19 protein-coding genes are annotated in these 17981 nt (G+C 44.8%); 15 read left to right on the top strand and 4 right to left on the bottom strand.

Features of this window, described 5'->3' with window-relative positions; genetic code table 11:
• The first annotated feature begins 10 nt into the window (after nt 1–10).
• From ytfJ to CDO84_RS13885, 12 genes are all read left to right on the top strand, one after another.
• Nucleotides 11–466 (top strand): GerW family sporulation protein, encoded by a 456-nt coding sequence (gene ytfJ, locus CDO84_RS13940; RefSeq protein ID WP_040082144.1) that lies wholly within the window; start codon nt 11–13, stop codon nt 464–466.
• A gap of 108 nt (nt 467–574) precedes the next feature.
• The gene (tpx, locus tag CDO84_RS13935) at nt 575–1078 is read left to right on the top strand and encodes a thiol peroxidase (RefSeq protein WP_040082146.1); all 504 of its coding nucleotides are present in this window, start codon (nt 575–577) and stop codon (nt 1076–1078) included.
• A gap of 59 nt (nt 1079–1137) precedes the next feature.
• On the top strand, nt 1138–2127 hold the full coding sequence (locus tag CDO84_RS13930; RefSeq protein ID WP_040082147.1) for a class I SAM-dependent methyltransferase: 990 nt from the start codon (nt 1138–1140) through the stop codon (nt 2125–2127).
• Nucleotides 2099–2302: a hypothetical protein gene (locus CDO84_RS13925; RefSeq protein ID WP_121509427.1), complete on the top strand. Its 204-nt coding sequence runs from the start codon at nt 2099–2101 to the stop codon at nt 2300–2302. The genes CDO84_RS13930 and CDO84_RS13925 overlap by 29 nt, the downstream gene beginning before the upstream one ends.
• Before the next feature lie 172 nt (nt 2303–2474).
• The gene (locus tag CDO84_RS13920) at nt 2475–3662 is read left to right on the top strand and encodes an acetate kinase (RefSeq protein WP_003223511.1); all 1188 of its coding nucleotides are present in this window, start codon (nt 2475–2477) and stop codon (nt 3660–3662) included.
• An 84-nt stretch (nt 3663–3746) separates the two neighbouring features.
• On the top strand, nt 3747–4259 hold the full coding sequence (locus tag CDO84_RS13915; RefSeq protein WP_040082149.1) for a MogA/MoaB family molybdenum cofactor biosynthesis protein: 513 nt from the start codon (nt 3747–3749) through the stop codon (nt 4257–4259).
• A gap of 169 nt (nt 4260–4428) precedes the next feature.
• Nucleotides 4429–5640, top strand: a complete 1212-nt coding sequence (locus tag CDO84_RS13910) for an argininosuccinate synthase (protein WP_014664976.1) — start codon at nt 4429–4431, stop codon at nt 5638–5640.
• A complete protein-coding gene (gene argH, locus CDO84_RS13905; RefSeq protein ID WP_040082151.1) occupies nt 5637–7022 on the top strand; it encodes an argininosuccinate lyase in 1386 nt (461 codons plus the stop codon). Before CDO84_RS13910 ends, argH begins: the two co-directional genes overlap by 4 nt.
• Before the next feature lie 64 nt (nt 7023–7086).
• The gene (locus tag CDO84_RS21840; protein ID WP_041521399.1) at nt 7087–7218 is read left to right on the top strand and encodes a hypothetical protein; all 132 of its coding nucleotides are present in this window, start codon (nt 7087–7089) and stop codon (nt 7216–7218) included.
• A gap of 126 nt (nt 7219–7344) precedes the next feature.
• The gene (locus tag CDO84_RS13895; protein WP_040082152.1) at nt 7345–8112 is read left to right on the top strand and encodes an SDR family oxidoreductase; all 768 of its coding nucleotides are present in this window, start codon (nt 7345–7347) and stop codon (nt 8110–8112) included.
• Between the two features lie 62 nt (nt 8113–8174).
• Nucleotides 8175–8858 (top strand): metal-dependent hydrolase, encoded by a 684-nt coding sequence (locus tag CDO84_RS13890; RefSeq protein ID WP_014664972.1) that lies wholly within the window; start codon nt 8175–8177, stop codon nt 8856–8858.
• 119 nt (nt 8859–8977) lie between these two features.
• Nucleotides 8978–10297, top strand: a complete 1320-nt coding sequence (locus CDO84_RS13885; RefSeq protein ID WP_040082153.1) for a CBS domain-containing protein — start codon at nt 8978–8980, stop codon at nt 10295–10297.
• An 18-nt stretch (nt 10298–10315) separates the two neighbouring features.
• On the opposite strand, the gene CDO84_RS13880 is transcribed toward CDO84_RS13885, so the two are convergent.
• The gene (locus CDO84_RS13880; protein ID WP_014664957.1) at nt 10316–10618 is read right to left on the bottom strand and encodes a YtpI family protein; all 303 of its coding nucleotides are present in this window, start codon (nt 10616–10618) and stop codon (nt 10316–10318) included.
• Nucleotides 10619–10748: 130 nt separating this feature from the next.
• Between CDO84_RS13880 and nrnA the strand changes: the two genes are divergently transcribed.
• Nucleotides 10749–11690, top strand: coding sequence for a bifunctional oligoribonuclease/PAP phosphatase NrnA (gene nrnA / locus CDO84_RS13875; protein ID WP_014664955.1), 942 nt, complete (start codon nt 10749–10751; stop codon nt 11688–11690).
• A 17-nt stretch (nt 11691–11707) separates the two neighbouring features.
• Here nrnA and CDO84_RS13870 read toward each other — a convergent pair whose 3' ends face one another.
• The 3 genes from CDO84_RS13870 to ytrH form a co-directional block, all read right to left on the bottom strand.
• Entirely contained in the window at nt 11708–11899 is a 192-nt protein-coding gene (locus tag CDO84_RS13870; protein WP_003229407.1) for a YtzJ family protein, read from the bottom strand.
• A gap of 102 nt (nt 11900–12001) precedes the next feature.
• Complete coding sequence (ytrI, locus tag CDO84_RS13865; protein ID WP_003229408.1) at nt 12002–12505, bottom strand: sporulation membrane protein YtrI; 504 nt, start codon at nt 12503–12505, stop codon at nt 12002–12004.
• Nucleotides 12502–12843 (bottom strand): sporulation membrane protein YtrH, encoded by a 342-nt coding sequence (gene ytrH / locus CDO84_RS13860; RefSeq protein WP_003229410.1) that lies wholly within the window; start codon nt 12841–12843, stop codon nt 12502–12504. The genes ytrI and ytrH overlap by 4 nt, the downstream gene beginning before the upstream one ends.
• A 139-nt stretch (nt 12844–12982) precedes the next feature.
• Here ytrH and dnaE point away from each other — a divergent pair, with 139 nt between their 5' ends.
• Both dnaE and maeB read left to right on the top strand, forming a co-directional pair.
• A complete protein-coding gene (dnaE, locus tag CDO84_RS13855) occupies nt 12983–16330 on the top strand; it encodes a DNA polymerase III subunit alpha (RefSeq protein ID WP_040082154.1) in 3348 nt (1115 codons plus the stop codon).
• Nucleotides 16331–16467: 137 nt separating this feature from the next.
• On the top strand, nt 16468–17700 hold the full coding sequence (maeB, locus tag CDO84_RS13850; protein ID WP_014664951.1) for an NADP-dependent malic enzyme: 1233 nt from the start codon (nt 16468–16470) through the stop codon (nt 17698–17700).
• Nucleotides 17701–17981 lie beyond the last annotated feature (281 nt).

The following is a 17981-nucleotide window of genomic DNA, read 5'->3' as shown; positions in this document are numbered from 1 at the left end:
GGAAGCGTATATGGCAGACCATCCCATCCAAGGTTTAATGAAAACCGCAATGGAAAACTTGAAGGAAATGATTGATGTTAACACCATCATCGGAGATCCAGTAGAAACGCCTGATGGAAGTGTGATTTTAACTGTTTCTAAAGTCGGATTCGGATTCGCCGCAGGCGGAAGCGAGTTTGGCGGAAAGCCAGCAGAAAAGAAATCGGAAGACGATGAGACAAGAGAACAGAAACTTCCTTTCGGAGGCGGAAGCGGGGGCGGTGTGTCCATTACGCCGATCGCGTTTTTAATTGTCGGATCGACAGGGATCAGAATGCTTCATTTAGATGAAAATACTCATTTAATAGAGAAAATTTTAGACGCAGCCCCTCAAACACTTGAACGCATTCAGCAAATGTTCAAGAAAAATAACAAGAACCAAGGCCAGGGCCAAAGTCAAAACCAAATGAACAATATGAATTATTAAAAAAGGTTAACTGCGCCGGCCGCAGTTAACTTTTTTTTGGCATAAACTTTGCAGTTTGCAGGAAACTTTACTATGATAGAGACATACATACAAAAGGGAGGAATTATAATGGCTGAAATTACATTCAAAGGCGGTCCGGTTACACTTGTCGGACAAGAAGTGAAGGTAGGAGATCAAGCTCCTGATTTCACAGTGCTGACTAACAGCCTTGAAGAAAAATCGTTAGCTGACATGAAAGGAAAGGTAACGATTATTTCTGTTATCCCTTCAATTGATACAGGTGTTTGTGATGCACAAACACGCCGTTTTAACGAAGAAGCTGCAAAGCTTGGAGATGTCAACGTCTACACAATCAGTGCAGACCTTCCATTTGCACAAGCGCGCTGGTGCGGTGCTAACGGAATCGACAAAGTGGAAACACTGTCTGACCACAGAGATATGTCATTTGGCGAAGCGTTCGGTGTGTATATTAAAGAACTTCGTCTGCTTGCGCGTTCCGTATTTGTCCTTGATGAGAACGGAAAAGTCGTTTACGTTGAATATGTAAGCGAAGCAACAAACCACCCGAACTATGAAAAGCCAATTGAGGCTGCTAAGGCATTAGTGAAGTAAGCAGGGAAAAAAGCTCCAGGCTGCCGCCGGAGCTTTTTTCATGGCAAGGAGGAACACATATGCAAAAAGACCATGTAGGTGCGGTGTATGAGCTGTTAGACGAAGCCGCGATTATGATAAAGAATGAATTGCAGATTTCATATATAGAGGCCCTGGCCGAAGCAGGAGAAATGTATTTTCTTGAAAAAACAGATCAGCTGAAACTGCCTGCTGATCAGAAAACCAAACAGCTTCAGGCTCTGCTTGAAAAAGCGGAATTCGGCACATATGAGCATGAGTGGGTGCGCAAAGCTTTTCAGCTTGCCGTCCTTAAAGGAATGAAGGATATTTCTCATCCGAACAGACAAATGACGCCGGATACGATCGGGCTTTTCATCAGCTATTTGGTGAATAAGTTTATGGCGGATAATAAGGAACTGACCGTTCTTGATCCAGCCTTGGGAACCGGAAACCTTCTGTTTACCGTGCTAAATCAGCTGTCTGAAAAAACGGCAACCAGCTTTGGCATTGAAATTGATGATGTGCTCTTGAAGATCGCCTATGCCCAAGCGAACCTTCTGAAAAAAGAGCTTGAGCTTTTCCATCAGGACAGCCTTGAGCCGTTGTTTATCGATCCAGTGGACACGGTCATTTGTGATCTGCCAGTCGGCTATTATCCAAATGACGAAGGAGCAGAAGCGTTTGAGCTCAAAGCTGACGAAGGCCATTCCTTCGCGCATCATCTGTTTATTGAACAGAGCGTCAAGCATACCAAACCGGGCGGCTACTTATTTTTTATGATTCCGAATCATTTGTTTGAGAGCTCCCAAAGCGGCAAGCTGAAACAGTTTTTAAAAGATAAGGTTCATATCAACGCGCTGTTGCAGCTGCCAAAATCTATTTTTAAAGACGATGCTCATGCCAAAAGCATCCTTGTGCTTCAGAAACAAGGAGAGAAGACGAAAGCGCCGGGGCAAATTCTGCTTGCGAATCTTCCGTCTTTCTCCAATCAAAAGGCGATGCTTGATATGATGGCTCAATTTGATGAATGGTTTAAAAAAGAAAAGTAAGTGTTTTAAAAGCAGCTTAGGCAGCCGTATGAGGCCGATGCCTAAGCTGCTTTTATTTATGCTTTTGAAGACCGGACTTGACGAATTGAATCCAGCTTTGAAACACAAAATACAGAGGGAAAAACCGCAAATTGTAAGCGTTCATCAATACAAAACCTATAGGGAATGTGTCTGAAAATAACAACTTCTTTTTGAAAGCGTTATCAATACGCAAGTTGACTTGAAAAGCCGACATGACAATGTTTAAATAGAAAAGTCAGATATTTTTCGGAGAAGATGTTGATATTCACCGGGAAAAAAGTACGAAAAACGAAGTTGTTGATACAGAGTATAAAGGAGCGTCAATCATGTCCAAAATTATTGCAATTAACGCAGGAAGCTCGTCTTTGAAATTTCAGCTTTTCGAAATGCCTTCAGAAACCGTTTTAACGAAGGGTTTAGTTGAACGAATCGGTATCGCCGACAGCGTATTCACAATTTCTGTGAACGGCGAAAAAAATACAGAAGTAACTGATATTCCGGATCATGCGGTAGCTGTTAAAATGCTGCTGAATAAGTTAACGGAATTTGGCATTATTAAAGACTTGAATGAAATTGACGGAATTGGCCACCGTGTCGTTCACGGCGGAGAAAAATTCAGTGATTCTGTTTTATTAACGGATGAAACCATTAAGGAAATCGAAGATATTTCTGAATTGGCACCGCTTCACAACCCGGCAAATATCGTTGGAATTAAAGCGTTCAAAGAAGTGCTTCCAAATGTTCCTGCGGTAGCTGTTTTTGATACGGCTTTCCACCAAACAATGCCTGAGCAGTCTTACCTTTACAGCCTGCCGTATGAATACTATGAAAAATTCGGCATCCGTAAATACGGCTTCCACGGCACTTCACATAAATATGTAACTGAGCGTGCGGCAGAGCTTCTTGGCCGTCCGTTAAAAGACTTGCGCCTGATTTCCTGCCACCTTGGAAACGGAGCAAGTATTGCTGCTGTTGAAGGCGGAAAATCAATTGATACTTCAATGGGCTTTACGCCGCTTGCCGGTGTTGCAATGGGTACGCGCTCTGGAAACATCGACCCTGCCCTGATCCCATACATCATGGAGAAAACAGGCCAAACGGCTGACGAAGTACTGAATACATTAAACAAAAAAAGCGGACTGCTCGGCATTTCCGGCTTCTCTAGCGATCTTCGTGACATCGTTGAAGCAACGAAAGAAGGAAATGAGCGCGCGGAAACGGCTCTTGAAGTATTCGCAAGCAGAATCCACAAATACATCGGTTCTTATGCTGCTAGAATGAGCGGTGTAGATGCGATCATCTTTACTGCCGGTATCGGTGAAAACAGTGTGGAAGTCAGAGAACGCGTTCTTCGCGGTTTAGAATTCATGGGCGTATACTGGGATCCTGCGCTTAATAACGTGCGCGGCGAGGAAGCTTTCATCAGCTATCCGCATTCTCCAGTAAAAGTCATGATCATTCCGACTGATGAAGAAGTCATGATTGCGCGCGACGTTGTTCGTTTAGCAAAATAAATCGCATGAAAGCACATTCTCTTGAATGTGCTTTTTTGTTGATGCATGATAGTGACAGACAGAAAACATAAAAGAGGTGGGCCAATGAGCGTTCAAGAGCATAAACAAGAAGCTCCCGATATCGTTCGGTGTAAAGTGATTACTGTCAGTGACACGAGGACAGAGGAAACCGATAAAAGCGGCAAGCTGATGATCTCATTTTTAGAAGAAGCCGGTCATCATATTGCTGCATATGAAATTGTAAAAGACGAAAAGGATGCTTTGCAGCGGTCAGTGCTTGCGGGCTGCATGGATGAACAGACAGACGCGGTACTCTTAAACGGAGGGACAGGCATAGCAGATCGGGATGTCACAATTGAAGCCATAACGCCGCTGTTTTCGAAAGAGCTGCCCGGTTTTGGTGAAATATTCAGGATGCTGAGTTATACAGAGGATATCGGCTCTGCCGCAATCATGTCGAGAGCAACAGCCGGTGTCATTCAGCATACCGCTGTTTTCTCAATGCCAGGCTCAAGCGGTGCGGTTAAGCTGGCAATGAATAAGCTGATTATTCCCGAACTTGCACATGTGGTCAGAGAAATCAGAAAAGACAAGTAAATGAATAAATACTACGAAACTTCACCTGAAATTTAGGTGAAGTTTTTTTGATAAAAGGCTTGAAAAAACGAAACGTACTTGTTAAAGTGTATACATACAAAATGCATTTTTATTAAAAATAATTTATTTTTATACAAAACAGAAACACAGTTGAGAGGGGATTTTTATCATGTCAGAACAGAAAAAAGTCGTATTAGCATACTCAGGGGGCCTTGATACTTCCGTCGCAATAAAATGGCTTCAGGAGCAAGGATATAATGTCATCGCCTGCTGTCTGGATGTCGGTGAAGGCAAAGATTTGGCCTTTGTTCAGCAGAAAGCGCTTGAAGTCGGCGCGACAAACTCCTACGTGATCGATGCAAAAGAAGAATTTGCACAGGACTACGCGCTTATCTCTTTGCAGGCCCACACGATGTACGAAGGAAAATACCCGCTTGTTTCAGCATTATCTCGGCCGCTGATTGCGAAAAAGCTGGTTGAAATTGCGGAACAAGAAGATGCACAGGCGATTGCTCACGGATGCACGGGGAAAGGAAATGACCAGGTTCGTTTCGAAGTCTCCATTAAATCATTAAACCCTGACCTTGAAGTCATCGCGCCGGTTCGCGAATGGCAGTGGTCACGTGAAGAAGAAATTGAATATGCGGCGAGCCGCGGCATTCCGATTCCGATCAATCTTGACAGCCCGTATTCTATCGACCAAAACCTCTGGGGACGCGCGAATGAGTGCGGCATTTTAGAAGATCCATGGGCGGCGCCGCCAGAAGGTGCATACGATTTAACAGCTCCGCTGGAAAAAACGCCGGACACGCCGGAAGTGATTGAAATTGCATTTGAACAAGGTGTGCCTGTCTCCATTGACGGCGTATCTTACACGCTTTCTGAACTGATTTTGAAACTGAATGAAATGGCAGGCGCACACGGTGTCGGACGTATCGACCACGTGGAAAACCGCCTCGTCGGCATTAAATCCCGGGAAGTATACGAATGCCCTGGTGCGATCACACTGATCAAAGCGCATAAAGAATTAGAAGATTTGACACTGGTGAAAGAGGTTGCACACTTTAAACCGATCATCGAGCAAAAAATGTCAGAAATCATTTACAACGGCTTATGGTTTTCACCGTTAAAAGACGCGCTGCACGCTTTCCTAAAAGAAACGCAAAAGCATGTCACAGGCATCGTCCGAGTGAAGCTGTTTAAAGGCCATGCAATCGTAGAAGGGCGTAAATCAGAATATTCTCTATATGATGAAAAACTTGCAACATATACAAAAGACGATGCGTTTGATCACCATGCGGCAATTGGCTTTATTGAGCTTTGGGGCCTTCCGACAAAAGTGAACAGCATCGTGAAAAAGAAGGAGCAGATTAAAGCATGAAGAAGCTTTGGGGAGGCCGGTTTCAAAAAACACCGGAAAAATGGGTCGACGAGTTCGGCGCATCCATATCATTTGACCAAAATTTAGTCACTGAAGACATAACAGGGTCTCTCGCACATGCTGCCATGCTGAAAAAATGCGGTATCCTGACAGCGGAAGAAGAGCTGAAAATCCGCGAGGGACTGAATACCCTTTTGCAAAAAGCAGAGGAGGGAGCATTGGAATTCTCAGTCGATTATGAAGATATTCATTTGAACATAGAGAAAATGCTGATTGACGAAATCGGCCCGCTCGGCGGCAAGCTGCATACCGGCAGAAGCCGGAATGACCAGGTGGCGACTGACATGCATTTATACTTGAAGAATCATGTCGGCCACATCATCGAGCTGATTGAGGCATTCCAAAGTGCGCTGATTGAAAAGGCGGAAGCGAACGTTGAAACGATTCTGCCGGGCTACACACATCTGCAGCGCGCCCAGCCGATTTCATTCGCTCACCATCTGCTTGCGTATTTCTGGATGCTAGAGCGCGACAAGGAGCGTTTTCAGGATTCAATGAAGCGGATTAACAAATCTCCGCTCGGCTGCGGGGCGCTCGCGGGAACAACCTTCCCAATCGACCGTGATTATTCAGCCGAACTGCTCGGCTTTGATTCTATTTATGAAAACAGCTTGGATGGCGTCAGTGACAGAGACTTCATTTTGGAGTTTTTAAGCAACAGCAGTATGCTGATGATGCACCTATCCCGTTTCTCTGAAGAAATCATTTTATGGTGCTCGCAGGAGTTTAAATTCATCGAGCTTGACGATACGTACGCAACAGGAAGCAGCATGATGCCACAAAAGAAAAACCCTGATATGGCGGAGCTGATCCGTGGCAAAACAGGGCGCGTATACGGCGATATGATGGGGCTGTTTACGATTATGAAAGGACTTCCGCTTGCTTACAACAAAGATCTGCAGGAAGACAAAGAGGGCATGTTTGACACAGTGAAAACGGTGGAGGGCAGCCTGCAAATCTTCACAGGCATGATCCAAACAATGATTGTAAACAAAGACGTCATGAAGCAAGCGACAAAACAAGACTTTTCAAATGCGACGGAACTGGCCGATTATTTAGCCAAGAAAGGAATGCCGTTCAGAGAAGCGCATGAAGTGGTCGGAAAACTTGTGTACACCTGCATCGAAAGAGGAATCTATTTAAGCGATATGCCGTTTGGCGAGTTTCAGCAGGCGAGCACACTATTCGAAGAAGATATTTACACTGTGTTAGACCCTTACTACGCAGTTGAAAAAAGAATGAGCGCCGGGGGCACCGGATTCAAACAGGTGGAGCAAGCGCTTGAGAAAGCGAAAGCTTGCGTCGCAACAGGAGTTTGTTAAAATTTCCTTCATAAAATCCCGTCATTATAGCCAACCTACCTCTATAATGATGGGAGGCAGAATGATGAAAAAAGAAACGGAACGCTATATTTATGATGAACAAGAAAGCCAGGAGACAACAAGGCTCATTTCAGAAGCATATCAAAGCGGTTATGTCGATATGCCTGATCAGGAGTCTTCATCTTCTGCAGAATAAGCTGTCTATACAGGCAGCTTTTTTTGTATGCCAAAGTGTAAAAAGTGATATTGCAAGCCTTTTATAGTAAAGTAGAAGAAGAAACACTTTATTGAAAGCGGCGACGTTGCTTTGGGAGGTATTCATGTGCGACATGCTTTAATTACTGCCGGTTCGAAGGGTTTAGGCCGCAAAGTGACTGAAACGTTGCTTGCAAAGGGGTATTCAGTAACAGTCAATTACAGACAGGATGAGGAGGCAGTCAGCCGCCTGAAGAAAGCCTTTCCCGATTGTCTTGACCGGCTGCAATTTGTAAAAGGTGATGTCACCAAAAAAGAAGATCTGCTGCGTATTGCAGACACTGCCTTAAACCGCTTCGGAAGGATCGACTTTTTGATTAACAACGCGGGACCATACATATTTGAACGTAAAAAGTTAGCTGATTATACTGATGATGAATGGTACGGCATGCTGGAAGGAAATTTAAGCGCCGTCTTTCATTTATTCAAAGCGGTTATTCCTATTATGAGAAAACAGCAATTCGGACGCATCATTACGTACGGATTCCAAGGTGCGGCTCACGCGCCAGGCTGGCTTCATCGCTCGGCATTTGGCGCTGCGAAAGTGGGCTTGGCTTCTTTGACGAAGACAATCGCCATTGAAGAAGCCGAATTCGGCATAACCGCCAACATGGTTTGCCCTGGAGACATTGTCGGCGACATGAAAGAAGCATCGATAGAGGAAGCCAGAATGAGAATCGGCAAAGAAAAAACGCCGATAGGAAGGTCTGGAACAGGCGAGGATATCGCCCGGATTATCGCTTTCTTGTGTGAGGAGAACTCAGACCTTGTGACTGGGACTGTCATTGAAGCCACTGGAGGCCTCAATGTTATTAACAAGAATCAAACAACATAAGTTTTTCAGCTTTTGAAAAAGGGAAAATAAAAAAAACAAAATCACGTGACGAGGTGAAAGAAATGAAAGTGACATATCACGGACATTCTGTAATTACAGTGGAAACGAAGGACCACCATATTATATTTGATCCGTTTTTAACAGGGAATTCGTTAACGGATATCAAGCCGGAGGATGTAAAAGCGGATGTCATCTTATTAACGCACGGCCACAATGACCATGTCGGTGATACTGAACAAATCGCCAAGCAAAATAACGCGCTGGTTATAGCACCGAACGAGCTCGCTGTGTACTTAGGCTGGAAAGGCTTGAATGTTCATCCGATGCACATCGGGGGCTCCCGCCAGTTCGATTTTGGAAAAGTGAAGCTCACACAGGCCTTTCATGGATCAGCCATCACAGATGAAGAAAACAAAACGATCACTTACACAGGCATGCCAGCCGGTATTTTGCTTACTGTAGAAGGTAAAACGATTTTCCATGCGGGTGATACGGCACTATTCTCTGATATGAAACTCATTGGCGAGTTGAATCATATTGATCTTGCTTTCCTGCCGATTGGCGATAACTTTACGATGGGGCCTGAGGACGCCAAGCTTGCAGCTGAATGGCTGCGCGCAAAACAGGTCGTGCCGGTGCATTACAATACATTCCCGGTCATCGAGCAAGACCCTGAAGCATTCGCTGACAGCCTTCCGGGCGGAGTCGGCAAAGTCATGTCGGTCGGTGAGACGATCGAGCTTTAAACGATGAAACCATCTCCTGATGAATCAGGAGGTGGTTTTTTATTTTCCAGCCTCATTGCGTATAAATCCTTTGAAACCTTATAATAAAAACAAGAAGACTGTCCTTAGAGGTGAAAGGCTTGGCAACGAAGCATGAACAAATTTTAACGTATATCGATTCACTGCCTGTCGGCGAAAAAATTTCTGTGCGAAGAATTGCAAAGGAAATGAAAGTAAGCGAAGGAACCGCGTACAGAGCGATCAAGGAAGCAGAAAATAAAGGGTTTGTCAGCACGATTGAACGTGTGGGCACTATCAGAATTGAACAAAAGAAAAAAGAGAACATTGAAAAGCTTACCTATGCAGAGGTTGTAAATGTTATAGACGGACAAGTGCTCGGAGGCCGGGCGGGGCTCCATAAGACATTGAATAAATTCGTCATCGGCGCGATGGAACTGGACGCGATGATGCGTTATACCGCAGCGGGGAATCTTTTGATTGTCGGAAACAGAATCAATGCACACAGGCAGGCGCTTGAAGCGGGCGCGGCCGTATTGGTGACTGGGGGCTTTAACACGGATGAAAGCATTGTACAGCTGGCAGATGAGCTTGAACTGCCGATTTTATCCACGAGCTATGACACCTTTACAGTCGCTGCGATGATTAACAGGGCAATTTATGACCAGCTGATCAAAAAAGAAATTGTTTTGGTGGAGGACATCCTAACACCCGCTGACCGCACGGTATATCTTTCGCCCAAGGATAAACTTGAAAAATGGTATGAGAAAAATTTTGAAACGGGCCACGGCCGCTTCCCGGTTGTCGACGATCAAATGAAAATCCACGGCATTCTGACATCAAAAGATATTGCCGGCCATGACCGAAATGCATCCATAGAAAAAGTCATGACCAAAAATCCCGTTACGGTGATTGGGAAAACATCTGTCGCCTCAGCGGCGCAAATGATGGTATGGGAAGGAATCGAAGTGCTTCCCGTCACTGACGGCCACCAAAAACTGATCGGGATGATCAGCCGCCAAGATGTGTTGAAAGCCCTTCAAATGATTCAAAAGCAGCCGCAGGTCGGGGAGAAACTTGATGATATCGTTTCAAGAGGGTTTAAAGACGAGGGTGATGATAAAGAGGATCAAACGGTTTACGAGTATGAAGTCACGCCGCAAATGACAAATCAGCTTGGAACCATTTCATATGGTGTATTTACAACCATATTGACGCAGGCGGCAAACCGGTTTTTGCGCTCGAAAAAACGCGGCGAACTCGTAATCGAGAGCATCACCATTTTCTTTTTGAAGCCTGTGCAGATGGAATCGGTCATCGAAGTCAAACCGCGTATCTTGGAGGCCGGCAGAAAGTTCGGGAAAATGGAAGTGGAAGTGCACAGCCAAGGCCATATCGTGTCGAAAGCGATGCTGATGGTTCAGCTGATGGAAAGAAGCTAAGGGACGTTCAGGCGCCCCTTACGCGTGATCTCTTTCAGCTTCTTTGGCGTGAAGGGGATTGTAATGCCTGTAGGCTTTATAACCTGCCCAAGCGCTTCCTGCTCCTATGACGATAAAGATACCGCCGATTACTAACGTTAATACTGAATGGAATAATATCATTTGGTTGAGCCCGTAGAACAGGACTAGTGACCCTAAGGCCATGCTTGATTTTGCTGAATAGATTTCCTTTGCCAAAGATGGCTTTGCCCGTACGCCTTTTACTTTATAGTACACATAAAAGCAGGCTGAAAGCCCAATCAAAAAAACAAGAACCAGCATAAATGAAATCCTCCATCGTAAAAGTTTACAAACCCATTCTATACAAAAACGGGCTTGGTTTTGACGTTATTTTTCTTTTCCGTCGGCAGAGAATGTGATTTAATGAATAAAAACAATAAAGGAGAATCAAATGAAAACAGAACTGATCAGAACCATATCATTATATGACACGATTATCTTACATAGACATGTGCGTCCTGATCCGGATGCCTACGGATCACAGTGCGGGCTTACGGAAATCCTGCGTGAAACATATCCTGAAAAAAATATTTTTGCGGTTGGCACGCCTGAACCGTCCCTTTCCTTCTTATATTCCCTTGATGAGGTGGACAATGAAACATATGAAGGCGCACTTGTCATTGTCTGCGATACGGCAAATCAGGAAAGAATCGACGATCAGCGTTATCCTTCAGGCGCCAAACTGATGAAAATCGACCACCATCCGAACGAAGATCCATACGGTGACCTTCTTTGGGTCGATACAAGCGCCAGCTCAGTAAGTGAAATGATTTACGAGCTGTATTTAGAAGGAAAAGAGCACGGCTGGAAGCTGAATACGAAAGCGGCAGAGCTGATCTATGCCGGCATTGTCGGAGATACCGGACGCTTTTTATTTCCGAATACCACGGAAAAAACATTAAAATATGCAGGCGAGCTCATTCAGTATCCATTCTCTTCCTCAGAGTTGTTTAATCAATTGTATGAAACAAAATTGAATGTGGTGAAGCTTAACGGCTTTATCTTTCAAAATGTGTCTTTGTCCGAAAACGGCGCCGCTTCTGTTTTCATCAAAAAGGATACGCTTGAAAAATTCGGCACAACAGCTTCTGAAGCGTCGCAACTTGTCGGGACGCTTGGCAATATCTCAGGTATCCGCGCTTGGGTGTTTTTCGTAGAAGAAGACGATCAAATCAGAGTCAGATTCCGTTCGAAGGGGCCTGTCATTAACGGACTTGCCCGCAAATATAACGGCGGAGGGCATCCGTTTGCTGCCGGCGCCTCTATTTACAGCTGGGATGAAGCCGATCGGATTTTAGCTGATCTGGAAACATTATGTAAAGAACACGAGTAGAGGGGAGACCCTCTCTCTTAGTGTTCATCTGTGACGGGGATGAACCAGCAGCCGAAATCAGTAAGGTCCTCGTAGACTTGGAGATTGTGAGATTGAAGTTCTTTTTTTATGAGGGAAGCGAGTGAGTTTGTTTCGGCATATGCAGAAAAACCTTGTCTGAGACGGGCTGCTTGATCTTTTGCTAACTGACGGTCACTGTAAACCTCCATTTCCCTTTCCTCCTTCCTTTCGCCATTAAGCCTCACATATAGTTTATAAAAAAGAATGGGAAAAAGCGACAGAAGTTTGGAGAATTTAAAAAAAATCCATAATTATGTGGCGAATGATATTTCAAGTTCTACTGTCAGCCTCGTATAAATAATCAATTCTCTGACGGTTGCCTCGTATTTTTTTTCATTGATCATATAGACTTTATTTTCAATTGTCCGTTTCAAAAGATCCTTTGTTTGATAGACGCTTTCTATGTCTTTGGTAATGACCTCTGAAATATCATCCTTTACATGCTCCTCGAATTTCGTTTTATCCGGCTGCGATATTTTATATTTATCCCCATTCAGCAACTTAACGCTGACGCTTTGAATCAGCAGTTTTCTTTTATTATCTTCATTCAGTTTATGGAGGTCTTCCTGATAGATCGAAATTTGATTGTTCAAGTCTTTTACATGCTCTTTTTGTTTTTCGATGAGGCTGACCTGCTCCTCTTGAAATGTTCCGTAAGTAAACAGGAAAAAGAACCAGCTGATTACGGCTCCGCACATCATTCCCGCGAAAAAGCGCTGCCATCCCGGTTTTTTGTAATGCTGTGGGACCCTCATGAAGAAAGATGCTCCTGGGTTAGCCATGATATAATAAGCCAGCCGCTTTGCGCGCCTCCCATGGCTGAAATAATCAAAAGAAGCTGCTTAAAGATATCTCTCGTATTGCCTTCGAGTATGCCGCGTTCAAAGCTGTATACCGCATCAAAGGTGCCTCCGATAGCTGCGACAAGCGCCCAAATTTTTAACCGGTTCGCAAGCTTTGTAATGGCTGTAAGCGGGGGTTCGCCCGCCAAATATGCTCCGAGCCCTCCGATGAGTGCGCCCCCGATCAGCACCCCTAACGCAATGAAGTAGCTATTGATAAAATTCACCATAAATCCTGCTTCCTGATCCATCTTTATCACCTCACCTTTTATATCATATTGAGCTTTCAGGACAAGTATGATGATGAGTCAAAAAAGAACATTTGTTTCTTTTGGAAACCGGCCTTATAATGAAGAAAGAAATGGATCGTAATGAGAAAGAGGTGATAGCATGTCTTTTGTTCACCTGCAAGTACATAGCGGGTACAGCCTGCTAAACAGCGCCGCGGCTGTGGAAGAGCTCGTCAGTGAAGCTGACAGGCTCGGATATGCGTCTTTGGCGCTGACAGATGATCATGTCATGTACGGAGCTATTCAATTTTATAAAGCTTGCAAGGTGAGAGGGATTAACCCGATAATCGGTTTGACGGCTTCTGTTTTTACAGATGACAGCGAGCTCGAAGCCTACCCGCTCGTCCTGCTGGCAAAATCAAATACAGGCTATCAAAACCTGCTGAAAATCAGCAGCGTTCTGCAATCTAAATCAAAAGGCGGGCTGAAGCCGAAATGGCTTCACAGTTATCGAGAAGGCATTATCGCAATAACGCCCGGCGAAAAAGGATATATTGAGACGCTTCTTGAAGGAGGCCTGTTCGAACAGGCCGCTCAAGCTTCGCTGGAGTTTCAGTCTATATTCGGAAAGGGAGCCTTTTATTTCTCCTATCAGCCTTTTAAAGGGAATCAAATCTTGTCTGAACAGATTCTAAAGCTGTCAGAAGAAACGGGTATCCCTGTTACGGCCACAGGCGACGTGCACTACATAAGGAAGGAAGATAAGGCTGCCTACCGTTGTCTGAAAGCGATTAAAGCGGGGGAAAAGCTGACGGATGCACCTGCTGAAGTTCTGCCTGATCTCGATTTGAAACCAATTGAAGAAATGCAAAACATTTATCGAGAGCATCCAGAGGCATTGCAAGCTTCTGTGGAGATCGCGGAACAATGCCGGGTTGACGTCAGCCTCGGACAGACCCGTCTGCCGTCTTTTCCGACCCCAGACGGAACGTCCGCTGATGATTATTTAACGGATATCTGTATGGAGGGACTCCGCAGCCGTTTCGGCACGCCTGATGAACGATACCTTCGCCGACTTCAATATGAGCTTGATGTCATCAAGCGGATGAAGTTCAGCGATTACTTTCTGATCGTGTGGGATTTTATGAAGCACGCCCATGAAAAAGGAATTGTTACAGGGCCGGGACGGGGTTCTGCGGCTGGCTCTCTTGTGGCATATGTGCTGTATATCACAGATGTTGACCCGATTAAGCATCACCTTCTGTTTGAGCGATTTTTAAATCCTGAACGCATCAGCATGCCGGATATTGATATTGATTTTCCCGATACAAGAAGGGATGAAGTCATTCAATATGTTCAGCAGAAATACGGTGCGATGCACGTCGCACAGATTATCACCTTTGGAACACTTGCGGCAAAGGCGGCGCTTCGGGACGTCGGCAGAGTATTTGGCGTCAGCCCGAAGGAGGCAGATCAGCTTGCAAAACTTATTCCTTCAAGACCGGGCATGACGCTGGATGAAGCGAGACAGCAGTCACCGCAGCTGGATAAGCGGCTTCGGGAGTCAAGCCTGCTTCAGCAAGTCTATACAATTGCCCGAAAAATAGAAGGGCTTCCAAGGCATGCATCCACCCACGCAGCAGGCGTTGTCCTGAGTGAAGAACCATTAACAGATGTTGTTCCGCTTCAGGAAGGGCATGAAGGGATCTATTTAACGCAATATGCGATGGATCATCTTGAAGACTTGGGCCTTTTAAAAATGGATTTCTTAGGCTTGAGGAATCTGACGCTGATTGAATCCATCACTTCAATGATTGAAAAAGAAGAAAACATCAAAATAGATCTTTCAAGTATTTCCTTCAGTGATGACAAAACGTTCTCCTTGCTGTCCAAAGGGGATACGACAGGGATTTTCCAGCTCGAATCTGCAGGGATGAGAAGCGTCCTGAAGCGGCTGAAACCTTCAGGGCTGGAGGATATTGTGGCGGTCAATGCGCTGTACCGGCCCGGTCCGATGGAAAATATTCCGTTATTTATTGACCGTAAACACGGCCGGGCGCCTGTCCATTATCCTCATGAGGATTTAAGGAGCATTTTGGAAGATACATATGGCGTTATAGTGTATCAGGAACAAATTATGATGATTGCTTCCCGCATGGCGGGGTTTTCTTTAGGCGAAGCAGACCTATTGAGAAGGGCGGTCAGCAAAAAGAAAAAAGAAATCTTAGACAGAGAGCGAAGCCATTTTGTTGAAGGGTGCTTAAAAAAGGAGTATTCTGTAGACACTGCAAATGAAGTCTACGATTTAATCGTCAAATTCGCAAACTATGGCTTTAACCGAAGCCATGCGGTGGCATACAGCATGATCGGGTGCCAGCTTGCGTATTTGAAAGCTCATTATCCGTTATATTTTATGTGCGGATTGCTGACAAGCGTCATTGGCAATGAGGATAAAATTTCTCAATATCTTTACGAAGCAAAGGGGAGCGGGATTCGTATCCTTCCTCCGTCAGTGAATAAAAGCAGTTTTCCGTTTACAGTTGAAGACGGATCTGTCAGGTACAGCCTCCGCGCGATAAAAAGTGTAGGCGTCTCAGCAGTCAAAGATATATATAAAGCAAGGAAAGAGAAACCATTTGAAGATCTTTTCGATTTCTGCTTTCGCGTGCCGTCAAAAAGCGTAAATCGCAAAGTGCTTGAAGCACTTATTTTTTCTGGTGCGATGGACGAATTCGGCCAAAACCGGGCCACGCTGCTCGCATCCATTGATGTTGCTTTGGAACATGCTGAGCTATTCGCCGCGGACGATGACCAAATGGGATTGTTTTTAGAGGAATCGTTTTCAATTAAGCCGAAGTATGTGGAAACGGAAGAGCTTCCGCTAGTGGATTTACTTGCATTTGAAAAGGAAACGCTCGGCATTTATTTTTCAAATCATCCGCTCTCCGCCTTCCGAAAACAGCTCGCTGCGCACGGAGCAGTCTCCATTCTGCAGGCTCAGCGGACAGTCAAAAGGCAGCTTTCGCTAGGCGTTTTGCTGTCGAAAATCAAAACGATTCGGACGAAAACAGGTCAAAACATGGCGTTTTTAACGCTCAGTGATGAAACCGGCGAGATGGAAGCCGTAGTCTTTCCTGAACAATTCAGACAGCTTTCACCCGTTTTAAGAGAAGGCGCTCTTTTGTTCACAGCGGGGAAATGCGAAGTAAGACAAGATAAGATCCAATTCATCATGTCCCGGGCAGAATTATTAGAAAATATGGATGCAGAAAAAGCGCCATCGGTTTATATAAAAATAGAAAGCAGTCAGCACAGCCAGGAGATCCTGGCGAAGATTAAGCGCATTTTGCTGGAGCATAAAGGGGAAACAGGCGTTTATCTCTATTATGAAAGGCAGAAACAGACGATTAAGCTTCCTGAGTCGTTTCATATCAATGCGGATCACCAGGTGTTATATCGCTTAAAAGAGCTGTTGGGTCAAAAAAACGTCGTTTTAAAACAGTGGTAACGAGTCACTTTTTGTTATACAATTGGAGCAATTATGTGATCCTGTTTAAATATTCAGATAGATTTTACTCCGCAGAATGCAGCAATCAACGCAGCAGTATACGAATCAAAAAATATCCATAAGGAGTGTTTAGGAGAATGTCATTAAGAGAAGAAGCATTACACCTGCATAAAGTCAACCAGGGGAAACTGGAGTCTAAATCAAAAGTAGAGGTCAGAAATGCGAAAGATCTAAGCCTCGCGTATTCTCCGGGTGTTGCAGAACCGTGTAAGGATATTCATGAAGACATTAACAAAGTATATGATTACACAATGAAGGGGAACATGGTAGCAGTTGTAACTGACGGTACAGCTGTGCTTGGCCTTGGAAACATCGGCCCTGAAGCGGCGCTTCCTGTTATGGAAGGGAAAGCAGTTCTTTTCAAAAGCTTTGCGGGCGTAGATGCGTTCCCGATTGCTTTAAACACAAACGATGTTGATAAAATCGTTGAAACTGTAAAATTGCTGGAACCGACATTTGGCGGTGTCAACCTTGAAGATATTGCAGCGCCAAACTGCTTTATCATTGAAGAGCGCCTCAAAAAAGAAACAAACATCCCGGTTTTCCATGATGATCAGCACGGTACTGCCATTGTAACCGTAGCAGGTCTTGTGAACGCGCTGAAACTGTCTGGAAAATCCATGTCATCCATTAAAGTTGTCGCAAACGGCGCGGGTGCGGCTGGCATTGCGATTATCAAGCTTCTTCATCATTATGGCGTTCGCGACATTGTGATGTGCGATTCCAAAGGGGCCATTTATGAAGGGCGCCCGAACGGCATGAACGATGTCAAAAATGAAGTGGCGAAGTTCACGAACCAAGATCGCAAAGACGGTTCTCTGAAAGATGTCATCGTTGATGCTGACGTATTTATCGGTGTCTCTGTAGCAGGCGCGTTAACAAAAGAAATGGTTCAAAGCATGGCAAAAGATCCGATTATCTTTGCAATGGCAAATCCAAATCCGGAAATCATGCCGGAAGATGCGCGTGAAGCCGGAGCAAGCGTTATCGGAACTGGCCGTTCTGACTTCCCGAACCAAGTAAACAATGTTCTTGCATTCCCTGGTATTTTCCGCGGAGCGCTTGACGTGCGTGCCACTCACATTAACGAAGAAATGAAAATCGCAGCGGTTGAAGCCATTGCTTCACTGGTTTCAGAAGATGAGCTTAGCGCAGACTATGTCATCCCTGCACCGTTTGATAAACGTGTTGCGCCTGCTGTTGCGAAGGCTGTGGCAAAAGCTGCGATGGAAACAGGTGTTGCAAGAATCACTGTTGACCCTGAGGAAGTCGCAGAAAAAACAAGAAAACTTACGATTATTGGCGAATAATTTTAATTCGTTCCAAAAATGGCAGCGCGTTGGCGGAGACCAGCGCGCTGTTCTCAAGTTAAACTGTCGGCTGAAATTTTTTTAAGGGGTTGGCCTTAAAAAAATTTCAGCCGGGTTTAACATTATTTTTGAATACGCTGTCAACCTTGTCGTTTCAACACCTTATCTGATTTCATCCCAGCCTTTCCGAGCACGTCATCGAATAAAAAGTTGTCGAATTGAGGATGACAGCGTTTGACAAAAAAAGTACAATAGTTTCGGTAAAGTTATTAGCAAGTCTA

Origin of the sequence: Bacillus sp. MD-5 (assembly GCF_002201875.1) — a bacterium.
Taxonomy (GTDB): domain Bacteria; phylum Bacillota; class Bacilli; order Bacillales; family Bacillaceae; genus Bacillus; species Bacillus stercoris.
This window is presented reverse-complemented; position numbering and strand designations above follow the sequence as displayed.

Bases quoted from the DNA above. Each gene is read 5' to 3' on its own strand.
- CDO84_RS13930 (WP_040082147.1), top strand. From the start codon at position 1,138: ATGCAAAAAGACCATGTAGGTGCGGTGTATGAGCTGTTAGACGAAGCC.
- nrnA (WP_014664955.1), top strand. From the start codon at position 10,749: ATGAAAACAGAACTGATCAGAACCATATCATTATATGACACGATTATC.
- CDO84_RS13890 (WP_014664972.1), top strand. From the start codon at position 8,175: ATGAAAGTGACATATCACGGACATTCTGTAATTACAGTGGAAACGAAG.
- argH (WP_040082151.1), top strand. From the start codon at position 5,637: ATGAAGAAGCTTTGGGGAGGCCGGTTTCAAAAAACACCGGAAAAATGG.
- tpx (WP_040082146.1), top strand. From the start codon at position 575: ATGGCTGAAATTACATTCAAAGGCGGTCCGGTTACACTTGTCGGACAA.
- maeB (WP_014664951.1), top strand. From the start codon at position 16,468: ATGTCATTAAGAGAAGAAGCATTACACCTGCATAAAGTCAACCAGGGG.
- CDO84_RS21840 (WP_041521399.1), top strand. From the start codon at position 7,087: ATGAAAAAAGAAACGGAACGCTATATTTATGATGAACAAGAAAGCCAG.
- CDO84_RS13910 (WP_014664976.1), top strand. From the start codon at position 4,429: ATGTCAGAACAGAAAAAAGTCGTATTAGCATACTCAGGGGGCCTTGAT.
- CDO84_RS13870 (WP_003229407.1), bottom strand. From the start codon at position 11,899: ATGGAGGTTTACAGTGACCGTCAGTTAGCAAAAGATCAAGCAGCCCGT.
- ytrI (WP_003229408.1), bottom strand. From the start codon at position 12,505: ATGAGGGTCCCACAGCATTACAAAAAACCGGGATGGCAGCGCTTTTTC.
- ytfJ (WP_040082144.1), top strand. From the start codon at position 11: ATGGCAGACCATCCCATCCAAGGTTTAATGAAAACCGCAATGGAAAAC.
- CDO84_RS13915 (WP_040082149.1), top strand. From the start codon at position 3,747: ATGAGCGTTCAAGAGCATAAACAAGAAGCTCCCGATATCGTTCGGTGT.
- CDO84_RS13920 (WP_003223511.1), top strand. From the start codon at position 2,475: ATGTCCAAAATTATTGCAATTAACGCAGGAAGCTCGTCTTTGAAATTT.
- dnaE (WP_040082154.1), top strand. From the start codon at position 12,983: ATGTCTTTTGTTCACCTGCAAGTACATAGCGGGTACAGCCTGCTAAAC.
- ytrH (WP_003229410.1), bottom strand. From the start codon at position 12,843: ATGGATCAGGAAGCAGGATTTATGGTGAATTTTATCAATAGCTACTTC.
- CDO84_RS13880 (WP_014664957.1), bottom strand. From the start codon at position 10,618: ATGCTGGTTCTTGTTTTTTTGATTGGGCTTTCAGCCTGCTTTTATGTG.